This window comes from Streptomyces sp. NPDC049687, assembly GCF_044465285.1.
Classification (GTDB): domain Bacteria; phylum Actinomycetota; class Actinomycetes; order Streptomycetales; family Streptomycetaceae; genus Streptomyces.
Window position 1 is genome coordinate 618,078 of sequence record NZ_JBITLN010000003.1, and the last position, 22,319, is coordinate 640,396.

21 protein-coding genes and 2 tRNA genes are annotated in these 22,319 nt (G+C 69.9%); 11 read left to right on the forward strand and 12 right to left on the reverse strand.

Annotated elements, in window-relative coordinates:
• Positions 1-109: 109 nt before the first annotated feature.
• Positions 110-196: transfer RNA gene (locus ACIBVL_RS12750), tRNA-Leu, on the reverse strand.
• Positions 197-626: 430 nt separating this feature from the next.
• Between ACIBVL_RS12750 and ACIBVL_RS12755 the strand changes: the two genes are divergently transcribed.
• The 6 genes from ACIBVL_RS12755 (at position 627) to pknB (ending at position 8,795) form a co-directional block, all read left to right on the forward strand.
• Positions 627-1,499 (forward strand): FhaA domain-containing protein, encoded by an 873-nt coding sequence (locus tag ACIBVL_RS12755; protein WP_399096363.1) that lies wholly within the window; start codon positions 627-629, stop codon positions 1,497-1,499.
• A 10-nt stretch (positions 1,500-1,509) separates the two neighbouring features.
• Complete coding sequence (locus tag ACIBVL_RS12760; protein WP_399096366.1) at positions 1,510-2,028, forward strand: FHA domain-containing protein; 519 nt, start codon at positions 1,510-1,512, stop codon at positions 2,026-2,028.
• Between the two features lie 140 nt (positions 2,029-2,168).
• Positions 2,169-3,710: a Stp1/IreP family PP2C-type Ser/Thr phosphatase gene (locus tag ACIBVL_RS12765; protein ID WP_399096370.1), complete on the forward strand. Its 1,542-nt coding sequence runs from the start codon at positions 2,169-2,171 to the stop codon at positions 3,708-3,710.
• A 27-nt stretch (positions 3,711-3,737) separates the two neighbouring features.
• Complete coding sequence (locus ACIBVL_RS12770) at positions 3,738-5,177, forward strand: FtsW/RodA/SpoVE family cell cycle protein (RefSeq protein WP_399096374.1); 1,440 nt, start codon at positions 3,738-3,740, stop codon at positions 5,175-5,177.
• Positions 5,174-6,643 (forward strand): peptidoglycan D,D-transpeptidase FtsI family protein, encoded by a 1,470-nt coding sequence (locus tag ACIBVL_RS12775; protein WP_399096377.1) that lies wholly within the window; start codon positions 5,174-5,176, stop codon positions 6,641-6,643. Before ACIBVL_RS12770 ends, ACIBVL_RS12775 begins: the two co-directional genes overlap by 4 nt.
• Positions 6,644-6,812: 169 nt before the next feature.
• Entirely contained in the window at positions 6,813-8,795 is a 1,983-nt protein-coding gene (gene pknB / locus ACIBVL_RS12780; RefSeq protein WP_399096380.1) for a Stk1 family PASTA domain-containing Ser/Thr kinase, read from the forward strand.
• A gap of 77 nt (positions 8,796-8,872) precedes the next feature.
• Here pknB and ACIBVL_RS12785 read toward each other — a convergent pair whose 3' ends face one another.
• The 6 genes from ACIBVL_RS12785 to ACIBVL_RS12810 are packed head-to-tail and all read right to left on the reverse strand — an operon-like array spanning position 8,873 to position 13,060.
• Complete coding sequence (locus tag ACIBVL_RS12785; protein ID WP_399096383.1) at positions 8,873-9,628, reverse strand: class E sortase; 756 nt, start codon at positions 9,626-9,628, stop codon at positions 8,873-8,875.
• A gap of 48 nt (positions 9,629-9,676) precedes the next feature.
• Positions 9,677-10,744, reverse strand: coding sequence for a class E sortase (locus ACIBVL_RS12790; RefSeq protein ID WP_399096386.1), 1,068 nt, complete (start codon positions 10,742-10,744; stop codon positions 9,677-9,679).
• Positions 10,741-11,379: an aminodeoxychorismate/anthranilate synthase component II gene (locus tag ACIBVL_RS12795; protein ID WP_399096389.1), complete on the reverse strand. Its 639-nt coding sequence runs from the start codon at positions 11,377-11,379 to the stop codon at positions 10,741-10,743. The genes ACIBVL_RS12790 and ACIBVL_RS12795 overlap by 4 nt, the downstream gene beginning before the upstream one ends.
• Positions 11,376-11,573, reverse strand: coding sequence for a hypothetical protein (locus tag ACIBVL_RS12800; RefSeq protein WP_399097262.1), 198 nt, complete (start codon positions 11,571-11,573; stop codon positions 11,376-11,378). The genes ACIBVL_RS12795 and ACIBVL_RS12800 overlap by 4 nt, the downstream gene beginning before the upstream one ends.
• 16 nt (positions 11,574-11,589) lie before the next feature.
• Positions 11,590-12,264: a class E sortase gene (locus ACIBVL_RS12805; protein WP_399096392.1), complete on the reverse strand. Its 675-nt coding sequence runs from the start codon at positions 12,262-12,264 to the stop codon at positions 11,590-11,592.
• A gap of 16 nt (positions 12,265-12,280) precedes the next feature.
• Positions 12,281-13,060 carry a DUF881 domain-containing protein gene (locus tag ACIBVL_RS12810; protein ID WP_399096395.1) on the reverse strand — a complete coding sequence of 260 codons (780 nt, stop codon included), beginning with the start codon at positions 13,058-13,060 and terminating at the stop codon, positions 12,281-12,283.
• A gap of 140 nt (positions 13,061-13,200) precedes the next feature.
• On the opposite strand from ACIBVL_RS12810, the gene crgA reads away from it, so the two are divergent.
• Complete coding sequence (crgA, locus tag ACIBVL_RS12815) at positions 13,201-13,455, forward strand: cell division protein CrgA (protein WP_093778975.1); 255 nt, start codon at positions 13,201-13,203, stop codon at positions 13,453-13,455.
• Between the two features lie 257 nt (positions 13,456-13,712).
• Here the strand turns inward: crgA and ACIBVL_RS12820 are convergent, their stop codons facing one another.
• Together ACIBVL_RS12820 and ACIBVL_RS12825 are read right to left on the reverse strand one after the other, a co-directional pair.
• On the reverse strand, positions 13,713-14,606 hold the full coding sequence (locus ACIBVL_RS12820; RefSeq protein WP_399096399.1) for a rhomboid family intramembrane serine protease: 894 nt from the start codon (positions 14,604-14,606) through the stop codon (positions 13,713-13,715).
• A gap of 166 nt (positions 14,607-14,772) precedes the next feature.
• Complete coding sequence (locus ACIBVL_RS12825) at positions 14,773-15,300, reverse strand: peptidylprolyl isomerase (RefSeq protein ID WP_399096402.1); 528 nt, start codon at positions 15,298-15,300, stop codon at positions 14,773-14,775.
• 232 nt (positions 15,301-15,532) lie between these two features.
• On the opposite strand from ACIBVL_RS12825, the gene ACIBVL_RS12830 reads away from it, so the two are divergent.
• Positions 15,533-16,258 carry a DUF5324 family protein gene (locus ACIBVL_RS12830; RefSeq protein ID WP_399096405.1) on the forward strand — a complete coding sequence of 242 codons (726 nt, stop codon included), beginning with the start codon at positions 15,533-15,535 and terminating at the stop codon, positions 16,256-16,258.
• Between the two features lie 824 nt (positions 16,259-17,082).
• Here ACIBVL_RS12830 and ACIBVL_RS12835 read toward each other — a convergent pair.
• Positions 17,083-17,155: transfer RNA gene (locus ACIBVL_RS12835), tRNA-Ala, on the reverse strand.
• A gap of 179 nt (positions 17,156-17,334) precedes the next feature.
• Between ACIBVL_RS12835 and ACIBVL_RS12840 the strand changes: the two genes are divergently transcribed.
• Both ACIBVL_RS12840 and ACIBVL_RS12845 read left to right on the forward strand, forming a co-directional pair.
• Complete coding sequence (locus ACIBVL_RS12840; protein WP_399096408.1) at positions 17,335-17,883, forward strand: helix-turn-helix domain-containing protein; 549 nt, start codon at positions 17,335-17,337, stop codon at positions 17,881-17,883.
• A 253-nt stretch (positions 17,884-18,136) separates the two neighbouring features.
• Entirely contained in the window at positions 18,137-19,963 is a 1,827-nt protein-coding gene (locus ACIBVL_RS12845; RefSeq protein WP_399096411.1) for a protein kinase, read from the forward strand.
• Here the strand turns inward: ACIBVL_RS12845 and ACIBVL_RS12850 are convergent.
• Both ACIBVL_RS12850 and ACIBVL_RS12855 read right to left on the reverse strand, forming a co-directional pair.
• Entirely contained in the window at positions 19,927-21,267 is a 1,341-nt protein-coding gene (locus ACIBVL_RS12850) for a hypothetical protein (protein WP_399096414.1), read from the reverse strand. The genes ACIBVL_RS12845 and ACIBVL_RS12850 overlap by 37 nt on opposite strands.
• Before the next feature lie 211 nt (positions 21,268-21,478).
• Complete coding sequence (locus ACIBVL_RS12855) at positions 21,479-21,607, reverse strand: DLW-39 family protein (protein ID WP_003999697.1); 129 nt, start codon at positions 21,605-21,607, stop codon at positions 21,479-21,481.
• 256 nt (positions 21,608-21,863) lie between these two features.
• Here ACIBVL_RS12855 and ACIBVL_RS12860 point away from each other — a divergent pair, with 256 nt between their 5' ends.
• On the forward strand, positions 21,864-22,277 hold the full coding sequence (locus ACIBVL_RS12860; RefSeq protein WP_399096417.1) for a DUF6344 domain-containing protein: 414 nt from the start codon (positions 21,864-21,866) through the stop codon (positions 22,275-22,277).
• The last annotated feature ends 42 nt before the right edge of the window (positions 22,278-22,319 follow it).

Consider the following 22,319-nt stretch of genomic DNA (forward strand, 5'->3'; position numbering starts at 1 on the left):
GAGACGTTCCTCACACACGGTGAGCATCTCGTAGGTGATCGTGAGCGCCCGCCACCCGTCCCTGGACACGCGAAAGCCCCCCAGGTCCGAGACCTGGGGGGCTTCCAGCTGGTGCGCGAGGGGGGAGTTGAACCCCCACGCCCTTGCGGGCACTGGAACCTGAATCCAGCGCGTCTGCCTATTCCGCCACCCGCGCATTGGGTGTGTCCTCGGGCTTGTGGGCCTTGGGCCCGGCGCCTTCCGACACGCAGAACATTAGCACGCTGGGCAGGGTGCGTTCACATCCCTTATCCGGGGCAGAGGTCACGGGAGAGGGCGTGGGCAACCTCTTACGTCTCGGCGGTGACTAGTTCACGTATCAACCTCGTACCTAAGGCGGCCGTCTCCCCCGGAGCCGGGCCAGGTCCACAGTCGGGTGCGGGACACTGGTCGTCGGCCGCCTCTACGATCCTGGGCAGCGAACAGGTACGGAATCAGGTACGGACGAGGCGTCGACACCGCGTCGACGGGGCCGACAGGGGGAACCAGCCGATTCACCGGCGCGTGGATACGATCAGTAAGCAGTACCAGGTGAGCAGCGCAAGCAGCAGGACACGGGACGAAGGTCACGACGGAGGAGGTGCCCCATGGGAGTCCTGAAGAAGTTCGAGCAGCGTCTCGAGGGTCTGGTCAACGGCACCTTCGCCAAGGTCTTCAAGTCCGAGGTCCAGCCCGTGGAGATCGCCGGAGCGCTCCAGCGCGAGTGCGACAACAACGCGACGATCTGGAACCGCGACCGGACCGTCGTACCCAATGACTTCATCGTGGAGCTGAGCACCCCGGACTACGAGCGTCTCAGCCCCTACTCGGGCCAGCTCGGCGACGAGCTCGCCGGCATGGTGCGCGACTACGCCAAGCAGCAGCGCTACACGTTCATGGGGCCGATCAAGGTCAACCTGGAGAAGGCGGAAGACCTCGACACCGGCCTGTACCGGGTGCGCAGCCGTACGCTCGCCTCCTCCAGCAGCCAGCAGGCCCCCGCGCCCGCGGGCGGCGGCGGCCAGCGTCCCGGCGGCTACGGCTACCCGCCCGCCGGCGTCTCCGCGCCCCCCATGCCCGCCGCGCCGCCGCCCGGCGCAGGCGGCCGCCCAGGGGGCTACGGCTACCCGCCCGCGGCAGGCGCCCAGCGCCCCGCCGCGGCGGGCGGCGGCCTCGCGGGGGCTCCGGCGCCCGGGTCGCGCACCCGCCACTGGATCGAGATCAACGGCGCCCGCCACCAGATCTCCCGCAACACCCTCGTGCTGGGCCGCTCCACCGAGGCCGATGTACGGATCGACGACCCCGGCGTCTCCCGCCGGCACTGCGAGATCCGGACCGGTTCGCCCTCGACGATCCAGGATCTCGGCTCCACCAACGGCATCGTGGTGGACGGGCAGCACACCACCCGCGCTACGCTCCGCGACGGCTCGCGGATCGTCGTGGGCAGTACCACCGTTATCTATAGGCAAGCCGAAGGGTGAAGCGGGGGCAATGTCAGAGCTGACCCTCACGGTCATGCGGCTGGGTTTCCTGGCCGTACTGTGGCTGTTCGTGATCGTGGCCGTGCAGGTCATCCGCAGCGACCTGTTCGGAACGCGCGTCACTCAGCGCGGCGCCCGCCGGGAAGCCGGACGACCGCAGCAGGCGCAGCGCCAGCAGGCGCCCCCGCAGCAGCGCCAGCAGCCCGCCGCGTCCGGCGGCCGCCGGGGCCGTAACGCCCCGACCAAGCTCGTCGTGTCCGAGGGCACCCTCACCGGCACGACCGTCGCGCTGCAGGGCCAGACCATCACCCTGGGCCGCGCGCACGACAGCACGATCGTGCTGGACGACGACTACGCCTCCAGCCGCCATGCCAGGATCTACCCGGACCGCGACGGCCAGTGGATCGTCGAGGACCTGGGCTCCACCAACGGCACGTACCTCGACCGAACGCGGCTGACGACCCCGACACCGATCCCGCTGGGCGCGCCGATCCGCATCGGCAAGACCGTCATCGAGCTGCGGAAGTAGTGCTACATCATGACTGAGTGCGAGCGGAGCGAGCACGCCACGGCGGCCGGCACCCTGGCCCCCGGCGCGCTCCCGACCGGAGGGTGGGCAGTGTGGCTCGACACGACCGGCTGTACCCGGGGCCGACGGGCGAGGTGCGCATGAGTCTGTCACTGCGTTTCGCCGCCGGATCGCACAAGGGCATGATCCGGGAGGGCAACGAGGACTCCGGGTACGCCGGTCCCCGCCTGCTCGCCATCGCCGACGGCATGGGCGGCGCCGCCGCCGGTGAGGTCGCCTCCTCCGAGGCCATCTCCACCATCGTCGCCCTCGACGACGACGTCCCCGGCTCCGACGTGCTCACCTCGCTCGGCACCGCCGTCCAGCGCGCCAACGACCAGCTGCGTTCCCTGGTCGAGGAGGACCCCCAGCTCGAGGGCATGGGGACCACCCTGACCGCCCTGCTGTGGACGGGCCAGCGCCTCGGTCTGGTGCACGTCGGCGACTCGCGCGCCTACCTGCTCCGGGACGGCGTACTGACCCAGATCACGCAGGACCACACCTGGGTGCAGCGCCTGGTCGACGAGGGCCGCATCACCGAGGAAGAGGCCACCACCCACCCCCAGCGCTCCCTGCTGATGCGGGCCCTGGGCAGCGGCGAGCATGTCGAGCCCGACCTGTCGATCCGCGAGGTCCGGGCCGGCGACCGCTACCTGATCTGCTCCGACGGCCTCTCCGGCGTGGTCTCCCACCAGACCCTCGAGGACACCCTCGCCAGCTACCAGGGCCCGCAGGAGACCGTGCAGGAGCTCATCCAGCTCGCGCTGCGCGGCGGCGGCCCGGACAACATCACCGTGATCGTCGCCGACGTCCTCGACCTGGACACCGGCGACACCCTCGCCGGACAGCTCTCCGACACCCCGGTCGTGGTCGGCGCCGTCGCCGAGAACCAGCACCAGCTGCACGACAACGGCATCATGCAAACCCCGGCCGGCCGTGCCTCCAGCCTCGGCCGCCGGCGCCATGCCAACGGCGGGGGCGAGTTCGGCCCGCCCGGCTCCGGCGACGTGACCGGTTTCATCCCCACGGGCGGCTTCGCCGACTACACCGACGAGGACTTCGTCAAGCCGCGCAAGGGCCGCAGGTGGCTGAAGAGATCCTTCTACACCGCCCTCACCCTCGCGCTCATCGGCGGCGGCCTCTACGGCGGCTGGCGCTGGACGCAGACGCAGTACTACGTCGGCACCAACGGCGAGCACCTCGCGCTGTACCGGGGCATCAGCCAGGACCTGGCCTGGGTCTCGCTCTCGAAGGTGGAGAAGGACCACCCCGAGATCGAACTCAAGTACCTCCCGCAGTACCAGCAGAAGCAGGTTCAGGCCACCATCCCCGAGGACAGCCTGAGCAGCGCCCAGAAGAAGATCGACGAGCTGTCCGTGCAGGCGTCCGCGTGCAAGAAGCAGGCGCAGTCCGACGCCCCCAAGACCACGGCCAGTTCCAAGACCGGCTCCGGCCAGGCCGCCGGCGCCACGGGAACCACTCCCGTGTCCCTCACGTCCAAGGCATCACCGAGCCCGACCCCGAACCCGAGCCAGTCCTCGGGTGCGTCGTCCCCGTCCCCGTCCGCGACCGCCAGCCCCAGCCCCGGCCCCACTCTCTCGGAGGAAGAGCAGAAGGTCGTCTCGCGGTGCGGTGAGCAGTAGGCAAGCCGTGAGAGGCCCTGTCACGCCATGAGCAGCACTACCAATTCGCCGACACATCACACGTCCACGATCGGCTCGATCGGCACACCGAGCAGACGCAACACCGAGCTCGCGCTCCTGGTGTTCGCCGTCGTCATCCCGGTCTTCGCCTACGCCAACGTGGGCCTGGCGATCAACGACCAGGTGCCGGCCGGCCTGCTGAGCTACGGGCTGGGCCTCGGCCTGCTGGCCGGGGTCGCCCATCTCGTCGTACGCAAGTTCGCCCCGTACGCCGACCCGCTGCTGCTGCCGTTGGCCACGCTGCTCAACGGACTCGGGCTGGTCGCCATCTGGCGGCTGGACCAGTCGAAGTACCTGCAGCAGGCCGAGCAGGCCGGCACCGCCGCGCCCCGCCAGCTGCTGTACACGGCGATGGGCATCGCCCTCTTCATCGTGGTGCTGATCTTCCTCAAGGACCACCGCGTCCTGCAGCGCTACACCTACATCTCCATGGTCGGCGCGATCTTCCTGCTGCTGCTCCCGCTCGTCCCCGGCCTCGGCCAGAACATCTACGGCGCGAAGATCTGGATCTCGGTCGCCGGCTTCTCCATCCAGCCCGGCGAGTTCGCCAAGATCGTGCTGGCGATCTTCTTCGCCGGCTATCTGATGGTGAAGCGCGACGCGCTCGCCCTGGCCAGCCGCCGCGTCCTCGGCCTGTACCTGCCGCGCGGCCGCGACCTCGGCCCGATCATCGTCGTCTGGATCATCTCGATCCTGATCCTGGTCTTCGAGACGGACCTCGGCACCTCGCTGCTGTTCTTCGGAATGTTCGTCATCATGCTGTACGTCGCCACCGAGCGGACCAGCTGGATCGTCTTCGGTCTGCTGATGTCCGCCGTCGGCGCGGTCGGCGTGGCCCAGTTCGAGAGCCACGTCCAACAGCGTGTCCAGGCCTGGCTCGACCCGATGGGCGAGTACAAGCTCTCCCAGCAGGGCGTCATCGGCCACTCCGAGCAGGCCATGCAGGCCCTGTGGGCGTTCGGCTCCGGCGGCACCCTGGGCACCGGCTGGGGCCAGGGCCACTCCGAGCTGATCAAGTTCGCCGCCAACTCCGACTTCATCCTCGCCACCTTCGGCGAGGAGCTGGGCCTGGCCGGCATCATGGCGCTGCTGCTGCTGTACGGCCTGATCGTCGAGCGCGGTGTGCGCACCGCCCTCGCCGCCCGCGACCCCTTCGGCAAACTGCTCGCCATCGGCCTATCCGGTGCCTTCGCGCTCCAGGTCTTCGTCGTGGCCGGCGGTGTGATGGGCCTCATCCCGCTCACCGGTATGACGATGCCGTTCCTCGCGTACGGCGGTTCCTCGGTCATCGCCAACTGGGCGCTGATCGGCATCCTGATCAGAATCAGCGACACCGCGCGCCGCCCGGCGCCCGCACCCGCCAGCAACCCCGACGCCGAGATGACCCAGGTGGTCCGCCCGTCATGAACAAGCCCCTGCGCCGGATCGCGATCTTCTGCGGCCTTCTGGTTCTCACGCTGCTGCTGCGCGACAACTACCTGCAGTACGTCAAGGCGGACAGCCTCGCCAGCGACACCAAGAACCGCCGCGTCAACATCACGCGCTACTCCACCCCGCGCGGAGACATCATCGTCGACGGCAAGGCCATCACCGGCTCGGTGGAGACCAGCGGCGACTACAAGTACAAGCGCACCTGGACCAACGGCGCCATGTGGGCGCCCGTCACCGGCTTCTCCTCGCAGGCCTTCGGCGCCAACCAGCTGGAGAAGCTCGAGGACGGCATCCTCAGCGGCAACGACGACCGGCTCTTCTTCCGCAACACCCTGGACATGATCACGGGCAAGGAGAAGGAGGGCGGCAGCGTCGTCACCACCCTCAACGCCGCCGCGCAGAAGGCCGCGTACGAGGGCCTCGGCAGCAAGAAGGGCGCGGTCGCCGCGATCGAGCCGTCCACCGGCAAGATCCTGGCCCTGGTCTCCACGCCGTCGTACGACCCCTCGAAGTTCGCCGGGTCCTCCGACAAGGACCAGGAGGCGTGGAGCGCGGTCCAGAAGAAGAACAACCCCGACGACCCGATGCTCAACCGCGCGCTGCGCGAGACCTACCCGCCGGGCTCCACGTTCAAGGTGGTCACGGCCGCGGCGGCGCTGGAGAACGGCGAGGTCTCCGGGATCGACGACAAGACCAAGACCCCGGACCCGTACCAACTGCCGCAGTCCAGCAGCAAGCTGACCAACGAGCACGGCGGCTGTGAGAACGCCTCCCTGCGGTACGCGCTCATGGTGTCCTGCAACACCGTCTTCGCGAAGATGGCCGACAACGTCGGCAACGAGAAGATGATCGAGCAGGCGGAGAAGTTCGGCTACAACGAGACCGAGCTGGACACCCCGGTGCGGGCCGCCGAGTCGGTCTACCCCAAGGACAACCCGCCGCAGAACGCCCAGGACGGCATCGGCCAGGCCTCCAACCGCGCCACCCCGCTCCAGATGGCCATGGTCGCCTCGGCGGTCGCCAACGACGGCAAGCTGATGAGGCCATACATGGTCGACGAGCTCAAGGCCCCGAACCTGGACACCCTGGAGACGACCGAGCCGCAGGAGCTGTCGCAGGCGGTCTCCGCGGAGACCGCGCAGAAGCTCCAGGACATGATGGAGACGGTCGTCAACGACCCGCAGGGCACCGGTGGCAAGGCCAAGATCTCCGGCGTCACCGTCGGCGGCAAGACCGGTACCGCCCAGCACGGCCTCAACAACAGCGAGAAGCCGTACGCCTGGTTCATCTCGTACGCGAAGCTGTCCGACGGCAGCGCGCCGGTGGCTGTCGCGGTCGTCGTCGAGGACGGCGCGGCCAACCGCGAGGACATCACCGGTGGTGGTCTCGCCGGTCCGATCGCAAGGGACGTGATGAAGGCAGTCATCGACAGCAAGAAGTGACCCCCATCACGTCGCCTACACATCGGTGCACGTTGCGATACCGGTCCTGCATCGGGTGACGGGCTTGGCCAGGTCACACAGCGCCGTCCGGGTACGGTATGCCCGGACGGCAGCCTCCGACCGCACACGTGTGCCGGTCGGGACCGACGGAGAGGGCTGGTAGGTAGCTATGGAAGAGCCGCGTCGCCTCGGCGGCCGGTACGAGCTGGGCCATGTGCTCGGTCGTGGTGGCATGGCGGAGGTCTACCTCGCGCATGACACCCGCCTCGGCCGCACCGTGGCGGTGAAGACGCTGCGCGCGGACCTCGCGCGCGACCCTTCCTTCCAGGCCCGGTTCCGCCGGGAGGCCCAGTCGGCCGCCTCGCTCAACCACCCCGCGATCGTCGCGGTCTACGACACGGGCGAGGACTACATCGACGGGGTCTCGATCCCGTACATCGTGATGGAGTACGTGGACGGCTCCACGCTCCGTGAGCTGCTGCACAGCGGCCGCAAACTCCTGCCCGAGCGGGCGATGGAAATGACCATCGGCATCCTCCAGGGCCTGGAGTACGCGCACAGAAGCGGCATCGTGCACCGCGACATCAAGCCGGCGAACGTCATGCTGACGCGCAACGGCCAGGTCAAGGTGATGGACTTCGGTATCGCCCGTGCGATGGGCGACTCCGGTATGACGATGACCCAGACGGCAGCGGTCATCGGCACCGCCCAGTACCTCTCCCCGGAGCAGGCGAAGGGCGAGCAGGTGGACGCGCGGTCCGACCTGTACTCCACCGGCTGTCTGCTCTACGAGCTGCTGACGGTCCGCCCGCCGTTCGTGGGGGACTCCCCGGTGGCGGTGGCCTACCAGCACGTCCGCGAGGAGCCGCAGGCCCCGAGCATCTTCGACCCCGAGATCACGCCGGAGATGGACGCGATCGTCCTGAAGGCACTGGTCAAGGACCCGAACTACCGCTACCAGTCCGCGGACGAGATGCGCGCCGACATCGAGGCCTGCCTCGACGGCCAGCCGGTCGCGGCCACCGCGGCGATGGGCTCGGTCGGATACGGCTACGGCGACGACCAGGCGACCACGGCCCTGCGCTCCGCGGACGCCGGCGCCACGTCGATGCTGCCGCCCATGAACCCGGACGACGGCGGCTACGGCTACGGCGGCTACGACGACCGTCCCGACCGGCGCCGCCAGAAGAAGTCGAACACCTCGACGATCCTGCTGGTGGTGGCGGCGGTCCTGGTGCTGGTGGGCGCGATCCTGATCGGGAAGTACGTGTTCAGCGGTGACGGTGTGAGCAACGAGAACGTGCCCGTGCCCAGCCTGGTCGGCCAGACCGAAGCGGACGCGAAACAGCAGCTGACCAACGTCGACCTCAAGGTCGGGACGGTCACGCAGGAGGCCTGCGAAGCCCAGCCCAAGGGCAAGATCTGCAAGACGGATCCGGTGGCCAGGACTCAGGTCAAGAAGAACACCGCGATCAACCTCGTCGTGTCGACGGGCGCGCCGAAGGTGGCCGTGCCGAGTGTGCTCGGCAAGACCCTCGACGAGGCCCAGCAGATCCTCGAGGACGACAAGTACGGCTTCACGGTGAAGACCAAGGAGGAGGTCTCCAACGAGGAGGCCGGCACGGTCCTCGACCAGGACCCGAAGCTCGGCGAGGAGGTGGAGAAGGGCACCGAGATCACCCTCACCATCGCCAAGGCCGAGGCGAAGTCGACCGTCCCCGACGTCTCCGGCCAGACCTGTGACGGCGCCAAGGCCCAGATGCAGCAGAACAACCTGACCGGCAACTGCGTCGAGGTCGACACCCAGGACCAGAACCAGGTCGGCAAGGTCATCTCGACGAGCCCGTCCATCGGCTCCCAGGTCGACAAGGGCTCCACGATCACCATCCAGGTCGGCAAGAGCAGCCAGACCCAGGTGCCGTCCAACCTTCAGGGCATGACGGTGAGGGACGCCAAGAAGGCGCTGCAGGACGCGGGCCTGACGGTGGGCAACATCTCCGGTTCCTCGGACGACGACGCCCAGGTCATCGCTTCGGACCCGAGCCCCGGCAGCACGGTGAACAGGGGCACCACGGTCAACCTGATCGCCTTCAAGAGCGGCAACGACAACGGCGGCAACAACGGCGGGACCTTCGGACAGACCGGCGGCTAGCCGCCGGCCCCGCAGGGTCGACGATCAGGGCCCGGTACTCGGACGAGTACCGGGCCCTGATCGCGTTCGCGGTCGTGTCAGTCGCGCAGTTCCTTCGGCGGCGTCCGGTCCGCGTCCACCTTCACCACCCGCTCCAGCTCGCCCCAGACCACGTACCGGTAGCGCGAGGTGTACACCGGCGTGCAGGTGGTGAGCGTGATGTAGTGGCCGGCCTTCTTCTTGCCGGACTCCTTGGGGACCGCGGCCAGGACCTCGACGTTGTACTTCGAGGTCTCGGGAAGGATGGCGTAGACCTTGTAGACGTACCAGTCGTCCCGCGTCTCGAAGACGATCGGGTCGCCCTTCTTCAGCTTGTCGATGTTGTGGAACTTCGCGCCGTGGCCGTCCCGGTGCGCGGCCAGGGTGAAGTTGCCGGTCTTGCCGCTGGTGGGGAGCGTGGCCTTGGCGGGGTCGGTGTAGTAACCGGCCACGCCCTCGTTGAGGATCTTCGTCGAGGTGCCCTTCTCGACCAGGACCTCGCCGTTCCTCATGGCCGGCACGTGCAGGAAGCCGATGCCCTCCTTGGTGTCGAGGGCGCCGGGCCCGGTGTCCCCCTGGGACCAGTTGTCGCGCACCTTGTCGGCCTGCCGGTCGGCGTGCCGGTCGGCGATGACGTTGGTCCACCACAGGGAGTAGACGACGAACAGGCCGAGCACCAGCCCGGCCGTGATGAGAAGTTCACCGAAGACACTGACCGCGAAGGCGATCTTCCCGCCTCCGCGGCGCGGCGCCCGCGAAGGCGCGTTCGTGTCCTGTGCGTGCTCGGTGTCGTCGGTGGTCGCTGCCACGTGCATCTGCCCCTACTCGAAGCCCTCTACGCCCTCTGCACAGGCCCAGGGCTCTTACTGGACGAGCGCGTCCGGCTTGCCCTTGCTGCGCGGCCGTTCCTCGACCATCTTGCCCCAGACGATCAGCCGGTACTTGCTGGTGAACTCAGGCGTGCAGGTGGTGAGGGTGATGTACCGGCCGGGTCCGGTGAACCCGGACTGCGGCGGCACGGCGTCGAGGACGCTGACGTTGCTCGGCGAGGTGACCGGCAGCGAGGACGTCATCTTGTAGACGAAGTACTCGTCCTGCGTCTCCACGACGATGTCGTCGCCCTTCTGGAGCTTGTTGATGTACCGGAACGGTTCTCCGTGCGTGTTGCGGTGCCCCGCGAGCCCGAAGTTGCCGGTCTTGTCCTCGGGCATGGCAGTCTTCAGCGTGCCCTCGCCGTAGTGCCCGACCATGCCCTTGTCGAGCACCTTCTTGTTGCTGACGCCCTCGGCTATCGGGACCACGACGTCCAGCCTGGGGATGTGCAGGATCGCGAAGCCCTGCCCGGGGGAGAAGGTGCCCGGGTTGCGCTTGCCGTTCGCCCAGTCGTCCTGAAGGCTGTGCGCCTCCTTGCTGGCCTGCGCGTGTGCCCGCACGTTCGTCCACCACAGCTGGTAGCTGACGAACAGCAGCATCAGCACGCCCGTGGTGATGAAGACCTCGCCGACCGCCCGGCTGGCGACCACGGCCGCGCTCGGCTTGCGCGCCTTCGCCTGCCGACGGGCCTCCACCCGCGACAGCGGCCGCTCGTCCTGCGAGGCCGCGGGGGAGGACGGGCCGGAGGCGTCGGAGGACGCCGCGACCGCGCCGCCGTGGCGCCCATGACGGCCCTTGGCGGCCTTTCTGCGGGCCGCTCGGCCACCCGAAGTGGTTCGGGTGCCGGGAGAGGCTGCCGTGGCGTCAGAGGCGGACAGGAGCTCGCTGTCGAACGTGGCCGGCGGCGGTTCCGGTATCCGCAGCGCCACCGTCTCCTCGTCGACGGGCGGCAGGTACCGCTCCCCGCCATGCCGCTCGTCGCCGTATGCGTCACCGCCGAAGGACTCGTACGGCGCGGTGCCGTACGAGTCCTCACGCTCGGGGCGCAGCGCGGTCACGCCGTGGCCCTGCCCACCACCGGGGCGAGCCCCGCCGACCTCGCCACCGCGCCCTGGTCGCCGCACTCCACCAGCCAGTTGGCCAGCATCCGGTGGCCGTGCTCGGTCAGCACCGACTCCGGGTGGAACTGCACGCCCTCGACCGGCAGGTCGCGGTGGCGCAGGCCCATGATGATCCCGTCGTGGGTGCGGGCCGTGACCTCCAGCTCGGCCGGGACGGTGGCCGGCTCGGCGGCCAGGGAGTGGTACCGGGTCGCCGTGAAGGGGGTCGGCAGGCCGGCGAAGACTCCCTTGCCCTCGTGTGCCACCGGCGAGGTCTTTCCGTGCAGGAGTTCGGGCGCGCGGTTCACGACACCGCCGTACGCCACCTGCATCGACTGCATGCCCAGGCAGACACCGAAGACGGGGACGCCGGTGGCCGCGCAGTGGCGGACCATCTCGACGCAGACGCCGGCCTCCTCGGGCGTGCCGGGGCCCGGCGACAGCAGGACGCCGTCGAAGCCGTCCTGGGCGTGGGCGGCGGAGACCTCGTCGTTGCGCAGGACCTCGCACTCGGCGCCCAGTTGGTACAGGTACTGGACCAGGTTGAAGACGAAGCTGTCGTAGTTGTCCACGACGAGAATGCGCGCGCTCACTGGTTGTCCACCGTCACATCGTTGAAGGGAAGCAGCGGTTCGGCCCACGGGAAGACGTACTGGAAGAGCGCGTACACCACGGCCACGACCAGCATGATCGAGATCAGCGCCTTCACCCACGCGTTTCCCGGCAGATGCCGCCAGATCCAGCCGTACATGCCGTCCCTTCCGTCGCACCACGGCACCAGACTCACGCCGTACGCCACCAGACTAACGGCGCAGGGCCTTCGGTTCGCCTGCCTCCACAGGCTGTGTGGAGTCCAGGTGCGCCCAGACGATCAGCCGGTGACTGTGCCCCCATTCCGGATCGCACGTGGTCAGCGTCAGATACCGGCCCGGACGCGTATACCCCGACTTACGTGGCACAGCGTCGATCACCTCGACGTCCGAGGGAACGGTTTTGTAGGGCCCTTTGTCGATCCGATACGTGAACCAGGTGGTCCCGTCCGTCAGCACCACCGCGTCCCCCCGCCTGAGCTCGGGAAAGTCCTTGAAAGGGTCGCCGTACGTCCGCCGATGACCCGCGACGGAGAAGTTCCCGGTCTGCCCGAGCCGGGCCGTCCCGGCGTAGTGCCCGAGCCCCTTCTTCAGGGTGCCGGTGGCCGTTCCTTCGAGGACCGGCTTGTTCCACGTGAAACCAAGGCGCGGGATGTACATCACCGCGAAGGGCTTTCCGCTGCTGTACGGCTTCGGCGACGGGGGCGTACTCGCCGACGGGGTCTGCTGCCGGGACCACTGGTCGCGCAGGTCGTCGATCTGGTCGCCCATGGCCCGGTCGGCCCGGACGCCGGTCCAGAACAGGACGTAGGCGACGAAGAGCACGATGATGGCTCCGACGGTGATGCACAGCTCGCTGAACGTCCTGACGATCACCCTGACCGACACCGGCGCCCCCCGGCAGCTACTCCACAGGCTTCGCGTAGTGCAGATCCACTGTGCCCGAGTAGCCCGGCAGAGTCACCGTCCCGTCCTCGGTGACTTTCCAGCCGAGGCCGTAGACGTTCACGTAGACCATGTAGTTCTGGATCGCCGGCGAGTCCGCGAGCGCCTTCTGGAGCTTCTCCGGGTCCCCGACCGCCTGGATCTTGTACGGCGGTGAGTAGACGCGGCCCTGGAGGATCAGGGTGTTGCCGACGCAGCGCACGGCGCTGGTGGAGATCAGCCGCTGGTCCATGACCTTGATGCCCTCGGCGCCGCCCTTCCACAGGGCGTTCACCACGGCCTGGAGGTCCTGCTGGTGGATGACGAGGTAGTCGGGCTGCGGGGCGGGGTAGCCGGGGAGCTTGGCCGTGGCGTTCGGCGGAGCGTCGTTGAGGGTGACGGTGACGGCCTTGCCCTTGAGCTTCTGGGTGCCCGCGTTCTTCTCCAGGCCGGCGAGCTTCTCGTCGTCCGCGCTCGAGCTGCCGTCGTCGGCCTCGGCGAGCGCCTCCACGTCGGCGCGCAGACTCGCGTTGGACTCGTCGAGCTCGCCGTTCTTGCGGCTGTGCTCCTGGATGAGGTCGGAGAGCTTCAGCAGGGAGGCGTCGGTGCGGATGTTGGTGCCCTTGGCCGTGTTGAAGCTGGTGATGAAGAGGAGTCCGGCGAGGGCGAAGACACCCGCGGTGAGTGCGCGCACGGGACGCCAGCGGGGACGGAAACGGGGCGTTGTACCCGTCCCGGGGGAGTCGGCAGAATTGCTCAACGTACCCTTATCTCCTTCGGCGCCGTAGAAGCACTACGCTAACGGACGCCCGGGGGAGTCCCTCAGTCCCCTAGTACGTATCCCCCGAGCCCGACCCAGTACCTGCGCGGCCACGCAGCGCATCGACAGGAGAGACCCTCGTGCCGAAGTCACGTATCCGCAAGAAGGCCGACTACACGCCGCCGCCGGCGAAGCAGGCGACCGCGATCAAGCTGACCAACCGTGCCTGGGTCGCGCCCGTGATGCTGGCCATGTTCCTGATCGGGCTGGCCTGGATCGTCGTCTTCTACGTGACCGACGGTTCGCTGCCCATCGACAAGCTGGACAACTGGAACATCGTCGTCGGCTTCGGGTTCATCGCGGCCGGGTTCGGCGTCTCCACGCAGTGGAAGTAGCGGCTCTCCCCAGGGCTGTTCGCTGAGTTATCCACAGGCCCGAGGTCACTTTCCACAGAGTGGGGAAAAGAAACGACGATCTGTGGATAACTCGCTGGAGGTTGACACCGGTATGACGTAACTACCGGCAGTCACCACCCTTCGAAAACTCGTTTGCCCCCTGTCTGACCTGCACAAACGCAGGCCCAGCACAGGGGGCTTCGATGTCCCCGCACGTTGTGCACAAGATTCGCCACCCACTGTGGACAACAGCGCGCTCAGGTGAGCTGGGCGGTCCTCAGGAGGGTCAACACGACCACGGCCACCAGCACCAGCGCACAGGTCCCGTACTGGACCAGGGCGCGGTGTCCGCGGGGGGCGTGGACCATGCCGTATCCGAGGATCACACCCGCCACCAGGCCGCCGATGTGGGCCTCCCAGGCGATGCCGCTCCACCCGAAGGTGAAGATCAGGTTGATCACCAGCAGGACGATGATCGGCCGCATGTCGTAGCGCATCCGGCGCATCAGGACGGCGGTGGCGCCGAAGAGGCCGAAGATGGCGCCGGAGGCGCCGAGGGACGGCTGGTTCGGTTCGGCGAGGAGGTAGGTCAGCGCGCTGCCCGCCAGACCGGAGACGAAGTAGAGCGCCAGATAGCGGGCGCGGCCGAGGGCCTGTTCGAGGGGGCCGCCGAGCCACCAGAGGCTGAGCATGTTGAAGAGGATGTGGATATAGCTGCCGTGCAGGAACATCGGGGTCAGCAGCCGGTACCACTGGCCCTCAGCGATGCCCTGCACATCCCAGAAGCCGGGGACGCGCGCCCGGCCGAGCAGCTCGAATCTGTCCGTGAAGCTGTCGCCGACGGAGAGCTGGACCAGGAAGGCGGCGAGGCACAGGCCGATCAGGATCTTGGTGACCAGGCGGGGATCGTCCGCGACCGAGCCACCGGCGAGGGTGCGCGGCCGGGACGCCGCCGGGGGATGTCCGGTGCCGGAACCCTCGCGCACGCAGGTGGGGCACTGGAAGCCGACGGAGGCGCTGACCATGCACTCGGGGCAGATGGGCCGCTCGCAGCGGGTGCAGCGGATGCCGGTCTCCCGGCCGGGGTGCCGGTAGCAGGAGGGCAGGCCGCTGTGGGTGTCGTCCGGCCGGCTGCCTGGCGCCTGGTCCATGGGCTCCCCTAGGTCGTCGTCATGCGGCACTCCGCCCTGCTCATACTTACGGACGAGGGGGGCAAATGGTTCCTGCCGCGTCACCAACCTGTCCGGTCAGCACAACGCACTCGGCGGCCGGCCACCGATCAGCCCTGTGAACAACGCTGCGGGTCAATACACCTAGCTAGCGCCTTTCCACCAGGACCGACTCGATGACGATGTCGGTGACGGGGCGGTTGGTGCGCGCGTTGGTCTCGGTGGCCGCGATGTCATCCACGACCTTCTGGCTCGCCTTGTCGACGACCTCGCCGAAAATGGTGTGCTTGCGGTTCAGCCAGGCCGTCGGGGAGACGGTGATGAAGAACTGGGAGCCGTTGGTGCCCGGGCCGGCGTTGGCCATGGCCAGCAGGTACGGACGGTCGAAGCGCAGCTCCGGGTGGAACTCGTCGGGGAACTGGTAGCCGGGATCCCCGGTGCCGTTGCCCAGCGGGTCACCGCCCTGGATCATGAAGCCGCTCATCACCCGGTGGAAGACCGTGCCGTCGTAGAGGGGCGTCGTGGACCGCTCGCCGGTGGCGGGGTGCACCCACTCGCGCGTGCCGGTGGCGAGATCGACGAAGTTGTCGACCGTCTTGGGGGCGAAGTCCCGGAAGAGCCGGATCTCGATGTCGCCCCTGGTCGTCCTCAGGGTGGCGTAGAGCTGCTCGGCCACGATCTGCCTTCCGTTGTGCTCGTGTGATGCCCCGATCCTCGCACGGACGGGAGCGGGCGGCGCCGATCCGTGGCATTGTCGACGACGAGGTCCTGTTGCCCGTATTCATCCCCTATTGCACGAGCCCGGCACCCGTATGCACGCCCGCACATGCCGCAACGGCCGCCGGGAGGCATGATCCGGAAAAGGGTGGACAGTCGAATTACCGTACGCCACCGAGGAGGAGGAACCCGTGACCCGCATCGACAGCGTGCGCGCCGCGACCGGCTCGGCGAAGGACAGCGTGCTGCACGCCGCGGAAGTGGTGGCGCCCTACGCCGACACGGCCAAGGAGAGGGCCGCGCAATATGCCCAAGAGGCCCGTGTACGCCTAGCGCCCAAGGTGTCGCTGGCCGCCGACCAGGCCCGAGCCCAGTACGGCGCCCATGTGGCGCCCCGGCTGGAACAGGCCCGGACACATGTGCCGCCGAAGGTCGACCTGGCCGCGCACGAGGCGGCCGCCCGGGCCCGCCTGGCCGCACGCCAGGCCGCGGAGTACTCACGGCAGGCCGCCGAGTTCTCCCGGCCGAGGATCGACCAGGCGATGGCGGTGGCCGGGCCGGTGAAGGACGAGGCCGCCGCCCGTGGCGCCGCCGCGCTGGCCGCCCTGCGCGGCCAGGTGACACCCAAGGAGATCCAGAAACTCGCGCGCAAGCACCGGCGGCGGGAGCGTGCCGGGAGGCTCGGCAGGGCCCTCGCCGTGCTCGGCGTGGTCGCCGGCGGCGCCTTCGCGGCCTGGAAGTGGTGGGACAAGCAGGCCAACCCCGACTGGCTGGTCGAACCGCCGGCGGCCACCGAGGTACCCGCGAGCGGTCTGACCTCGGTGGACGGCAGCGGTGACACCTCCGTCCTGGACCCCGAGGTGCAGGCGAAGCAGGCCGCGGACGAGGCGTCGAAGCGCGACGACGACCACGGCTGACCGACCCACCGCCCACATCGCGCACCTGGGCGGGAGACGTCCACGTCTCCCGCCCCTTCGCCGTGCGCGCCTGCGGACGCCCGGCACGCTGAGGCCTCCCGTCCCCTGCCGGCGGCTGGAGGAGAGCGAATCCCCGGACCCGCTCCTGGCCCGCTCCTGGCCCACTCCTGGCTGACGGCCCAGCAGACCCCGGGGACAGCAGCGACGGTTCGCCCGCGCCCGCGTGCCGGCCGCCCAGAGATCATTTTCCCGGGCGGGCAGACGGGCAACCCCAACACCCGCACGGCGGCCGCGGTCCTGGCCCTACCGGGACAACTCGTCCGGCAATTGGGGCAGATGATCGTGACGGGCACCCATGACCCGGCGGCCGGCCGCGTACGCGGACCACGTGGTCTTCCGCGCGGACGGCCGTGTCGTCGACGAGTTCCGCCAACCGCCCACCGGCCAGGTCCCGGACCGCACGAGGCGGTTCGGGGGCCCCGTCGGCAGCCGGCCCCACCGACCGCCGACCAGGCCGGCCCGCCGACCGCACCGACCACGCCGACCGATCCGGTCGGCCCGACCCCCGGACGAGACCGGGAGGGGACGAGTCCCGACAAGTTCTCGGACCGCACGGACCGCCCCGGCCAGTGATCCCCCGGCTGGTCGGGCTTCGGCATGCTCGCGGGGACGGCGGTCCTGTGCGGGCTCTGTGCGGCGGTCCGGGCTCCGGTGTCCTCCTGGGCACCGATATGGGCCCGGCCGGTCGGCCGCTGCTGCCCGTCAGCTCGCCGAAAAAGCCCCCCTGTCCCGTGTTTCCACAGGTCAGAGGGGCTTTCCGGATGTGGAGCCTAGGGGAGTCGAACCCCTGACATCTGCCATGCAAAGACAGCGCTCTACCAACTGAGCTAAGGCCCCGGAAGGGACGTCCGGCCGGGAACTCGTACCGACGGGCGTCGCAGACCAGAGTACCGGGTCACCGGGGGTATCTCGCAAAAAGATTGGGGGTCCCCGTCCATGACCACTCTCCGTAAGATGCTCGACGTGGTTCGCTACAGCGAACCGTGGATGTTTTGGGGAAGCGATGGGGAGACGCAATGGACGCCGCACAGCAGGAAGCGACCGCGAGAGCGCGGGAACTTCAGCGGAACTGGTACGGGGAGCCACTGGGGGCGCTCTTCCGTAAGCTCATCGACGATCTTGGCCTCAACCAGGCTCGTCTCGCGGGGGTACTGGGACTGTCCGCACCGATGCTGTCCCAGCTGATGAGCGGTCAGCGGGCGAAGATCGGCAACCCGGCCGTGGTGCAGCGGGTACAGCTGCTCCAGGAGTTGGCGGGACAGGTCGCGGACGGCAGCGTCAGCGCCGCCGAGGCGACCGAGCGGATGGACGAGATCAAGCAGTCGCAAGGGGGCTCCGTGCTCAGCAACACCACCGCCACGACGAGCAGTTCGGGAGCGCCCACGGTCAAGCGGGTGGTCCGCGAGATCCAGTCGCTGCTGCGCTCGGTGGCCGCCGCCGGCGACATCATCGATGCCGCCGACACCCTCGCCCCGAGCCACCCGGAACTGGCAGAGTTCCTCCGGGTGTACGGCGCCGGCCGTACCTCGGACGCCGTCACGCACTACCAGTCCCACCAGAACTGAGCCCTCGGTCCGGACACCGAAGGGGGTTCGGCGCCGGACGGACGGCCTGAACGGCGGGACGGACAGCAGGACAGGCGGTAGGACACACCGCGCATACGGGGGCACGGGGGACATACACGCGGGCACGGGGGCTCACCCGGGGGAGTCGGGGGACTTTCCCAGGGGAACCGGGGGACACGGGGGTCGTATCGCTCGTCGCGGGGGGTAGCGAGGGGTAGGAGGGACACCTGAGGGGGAGGAGCAACGCACTGCCATGGGTGAGGTCTTCGCCGGACGGTACGAACTGGCCGACCCGATCGGGCGCGGAGGCGTCGGCGCCGTCTGGCGCGCCTGGGACCACCGCCGCCGCCGTTACGTGGCCGCCAAGGTGCTCCAGCAGAGCGACGCCCACTCCCTGCTGCGGTTCGTCCGCGAGCAGGCGCTGCGCATCGATCACCCGCATGTGCTCGCACCCGCCAGCTGGGCAGCCGACGACGACAAGGTCCTGTTCACCATGGATCTGGTGGCCGGCGGTTCACTCGTCCACCTAGTCGGTGACTACGGCCCAGTGCCGCCCGCGTTCGTCTGCACCCTGCTCGACCAACTCCTGTCCGGGCTCGCGGCGGTGCACGGGGACGGCGTCGTGCACCGGGACATCAAGCCCGCGAACGTGCTCCTGGAAGCCACCGGAACCGCCCGCCCCCGCCTTCGCCTGTCCGACTTCGGCATCGCGATGCGGCTGGGCGAGCCGCGCCTGACCGAGACCAACCTCGTGGTGGGGACGCCCGGTTACCTGGCCCCCGAGCAGATGATGGGCGCCGAACCCGACTTCCCCGCCGACCTGTTCGCCGTCGGCCTGGTCGCGCTGTACCTCCTCGAAGGCGCCAAACCGAACGCCAAGGCGCTCGTCCAGTACTTCGCCGAGCACGGAACTCCCCGCGCTCCCAAGGGCGTTCCCGAGCCGCTCTGGCAGGTCGTGGCCACCCTGCTGCAGCCCGACCCGCAGGCCCGGTTCCGTACGGCGACGGGGGCGCGCAAGGCGCTGGCGGAAGCCGCCGAACTCCTCCCCGCGCCCGGCCCGGACGACGAGCTGATCGAGATCTTCGACCAACTCGGCCCCCTTCCCAAGGGCTTCGGCCCCGAGGGCCCCGTCAAACCACCCCGCCCGAGCACCCTTCCCGGACATGGCCGGCCGGGCACACCTCATGGTTCCGACGGCCCCGGTACGAGACCCGCGCCCGTCCCCCCGGGCACAACTCCCGGCTCCGGCCACCCGGTTACGCCACCCACCCCCGCCCCTGCGGGTACGGCCCCTCCGAGCCCTGCTCCCCACCCGGCTCACCCCGTCACCGGCACCCCACCCGCCCCGCCGCGCTTGCCTCCCCCGACGGCCCACCCCGGCTCGGCCGGCCCGGGCCGCCCGCCCGCCCAGCCGGACACACCGCCCACCGCGGCCCGGCCCAGCCGGAAGTCCCTGCCCGCCCGGCCGAACACACCCCCCGCCCCGGCCCCTCCGGGCACGGATTCCCCGCCCGGACAGCCCGGCGCGGCCCCGGATCAGGCCCGCCCGGCCACGGGCTCCCTGCCCGGCCGCCCGGGCGGCACTCCCCACCCGGCCCCTCCGGCCACGTCCCCGCCTTCCGCCAGGCCCGGCACCGGCTCCTTCCCGTCGGCCGCCGACGCCGGGGGTTTCCCGGGCGCGCACCCCGCCGTACCGCAGACCGCCCGCCATCACGGGCCGTACTCCGTACCGAGCGACTCCCACTCCTTGCCGCATCCCCCCACGCCGACCCCGACGCCGACCCCCTCGATGTCGGACACCGGCAGCTTCCACCTGCCACCCCCGCTGCCGACGGTCACCGCCACACCCACACCCACGCCGGCGCCGTACTTCCCGCTCCCCTCCCGCCACCAGCACCGCGACGATCCCTCCACCGCCTCCTACACCGCCCAGGGCCCGGCGGCGCCGGCCCCGCACCGGCGCGGCCACCGTGCCCTGCGCAAGGGTCGGCCGGGGCCGCCCGTGAAGGTCACGGTGCCCCTGCTGCTGCTCGCGCTGGCCTGTTACGCCGTGGGGTTCTGGGCGTTGGCGCGGATCTGAGCGGAGGCCCTGCGGCGGGCGGCGAGGGTCCAGGTGCCGAGGAACAGGAGCAGCGCGCTGCCGGTGCCGATGCCGGCCACCGCGACCGCCCTCATCACGGGATCGTCCCCGGTCGCCGTCGATCCCCCGGCCCCGGCGCCCTGCGCGTCGGCGCCGAAGATCCCGCTCGGCACCGGCCGCCCCGCGTACCCGGGCCCGGACTGCGCGGTTCCGCCGAGCCGGACGCGCAGGGTCACCTCGTAGGGGCCGTCGCCGAACTGGTCGGCCAGCTGGGCGGCGAGGTGGACGACGAGGTAGTAGGAGCCGGCGAAGCGCAGGCTGTTCACCGGATCGGCGGGGGCGTACCGGTTGGCGTACCGGACGGGCGGGACGGGATCCAGGGAGGCCGTTTTCTGGCTGCCGCCGTAGCCGATGCCCCGGGCCTCGACCTTGGCGCGCACCGGGTTGTAGAGGGTCAGCTCCAGCGCGTCGACCACGTACGCCGTCGCGGAGTCCTTGCCCGCCCCACCACTGGCCACCCCGGCCTCGGCGTACACCTGCTGCCCCCAGTCGACGGGCACCTTGTAGAAGACGGTCTCGCCGGGGACCATCTGGTCGCGCCAGACGCCCTGGTCGACGGCGGTCGCGGCGGTGAAGCCCGTGCCGCCGGGGCGCGGGACCGGCTCCCCGGCGGGTGGCGCGGGGGTCGCGGAGTCCCATGTCCCGGGCCCGCTCGTGGCGCCGCCCGTCATGAGCGGCGGCTCGGAGACGGGCGCCAGCTCCAGTTCCCAGGGGTCGTCACTCGTGTCGGTGCCCGTGTCCGTCCGCTCGACGACCACGTAGTAGGTGCCGGCCTTCTGGCACAGCCCCATTCCCTGCCGGATCTCCCGCGCGGCCCAGGCGGTCACCGGCTGCGGGCTCCTGGCGGCGCCGATCGTCGCGGAGTCGTAGGAGGAGCAGTTTCCGCCGTCGGCGTCCTGCAGGGAGACGCTGACGCCGTCGCCGACGGCGGGCGTGGTGCCGGGGCGGGGGACCGCGGTGACGGCGACGTACGTGGTCGACCTGGCGTCGAGTGCGAGGCGGTAGTAGGCCTTCTCGCCGCCCGGCAGGGTGCTCTTGTACGTCGCTCCGGGCTCCAGGAGTACGGCCCCGGAGGTACCCGTCGCCGCGGAGGCGTCGCGGACGTCGTCGGCGAAGGCGTACGACGGGACGTCCGGCGCGGCGACGGCGCCGGACGCCGGCAGCGTCCCCCACAGAAGTGCGCCCATCACCAGGGCGCGCAGCCCAGCCGCCGCCCGCCCCGATCGCCCCGCCCGCCGGGCCATCAGAATCCGCCCCCTCGCCTTGGTCCGAACGGGGCCCATCCTGCCCCGCGGCCCGGTCCTGCACCCCCGCAATCCGTACGAGCGTCCGAAACGCCCGCCTCTATACGCGAACCGGCACCCGCGCAACCGGAGAAACCCGGGGCCCCAACACAAAACCCCGACCGCTGCGGCGGCCGGGGTCTGAACCGATCTCAGTCTCTGGTGTCGGTACTCACGAACCCGTGGGCACGGAGTCAGTCGCCTCCGTCCACAGATCCTGCTCGGCGCGATCCGCCTGGATCTGGCGGTACACGAGGAGCCCGCCGATGGCGGCCAGTGCGACCAGGAGAAGCTTCTTCACCGCGCGACCTCGTCTTTCGTTGACGTAGGGGACCTCTGGCGCCCGACTATACACACCGACCGATATCGATCGGTGACCTGCGTCGGCATCCCAACTCCCGTCTTCGGCGGCCCAGTAACCCGTCGTCGCCCGTACACCCGTCCGGGTGGTGTTCATCGGAACATCGCCACGCCGCGTGCGTCGGTCCCCCACTTCGCGACCCCCGTACACATCATGAGGAAAGTCCGCAAATCGCCCAACCTGAAAGTGAGGGGATTTGTCCGAGAACCGGGTCAAGAAGCTGTGGACCGCCCTCGTCACCGCCTTCCTCGCGCTGTGCACCGCGCTCGGCTTCGTCGCCTCGACCGCGACGACCGCCACGGCGCAGGCCGGACCGACGCAGACCGGGCCGACGCACACCGGAAGCGAGGCCTCCGGAAGCGAGCGCCCCGCCGCCACCACCGGCATCCCACCGACCACGACCCGGCCATCGGCCTCCCCGTGGGACTGGTTCCACGCGCGGTCCCTGCCCCCCACGATGAAACAGCGGATCCGGGCCGAGGCCCACGGCAAGTCCCCCAGCTGCCGCCACCGTCCCCTCAGCGAAGCGGAAGCGGAAGCGGCCGAGCACTCCACCCTCCCCTGTGACCTCGCGGAACCGGCCGAACCCTCCATCCCGCTGCAGCGCTGAGACCCGGACGGACCATCCCACCCCGCAGCACACGACGTAACG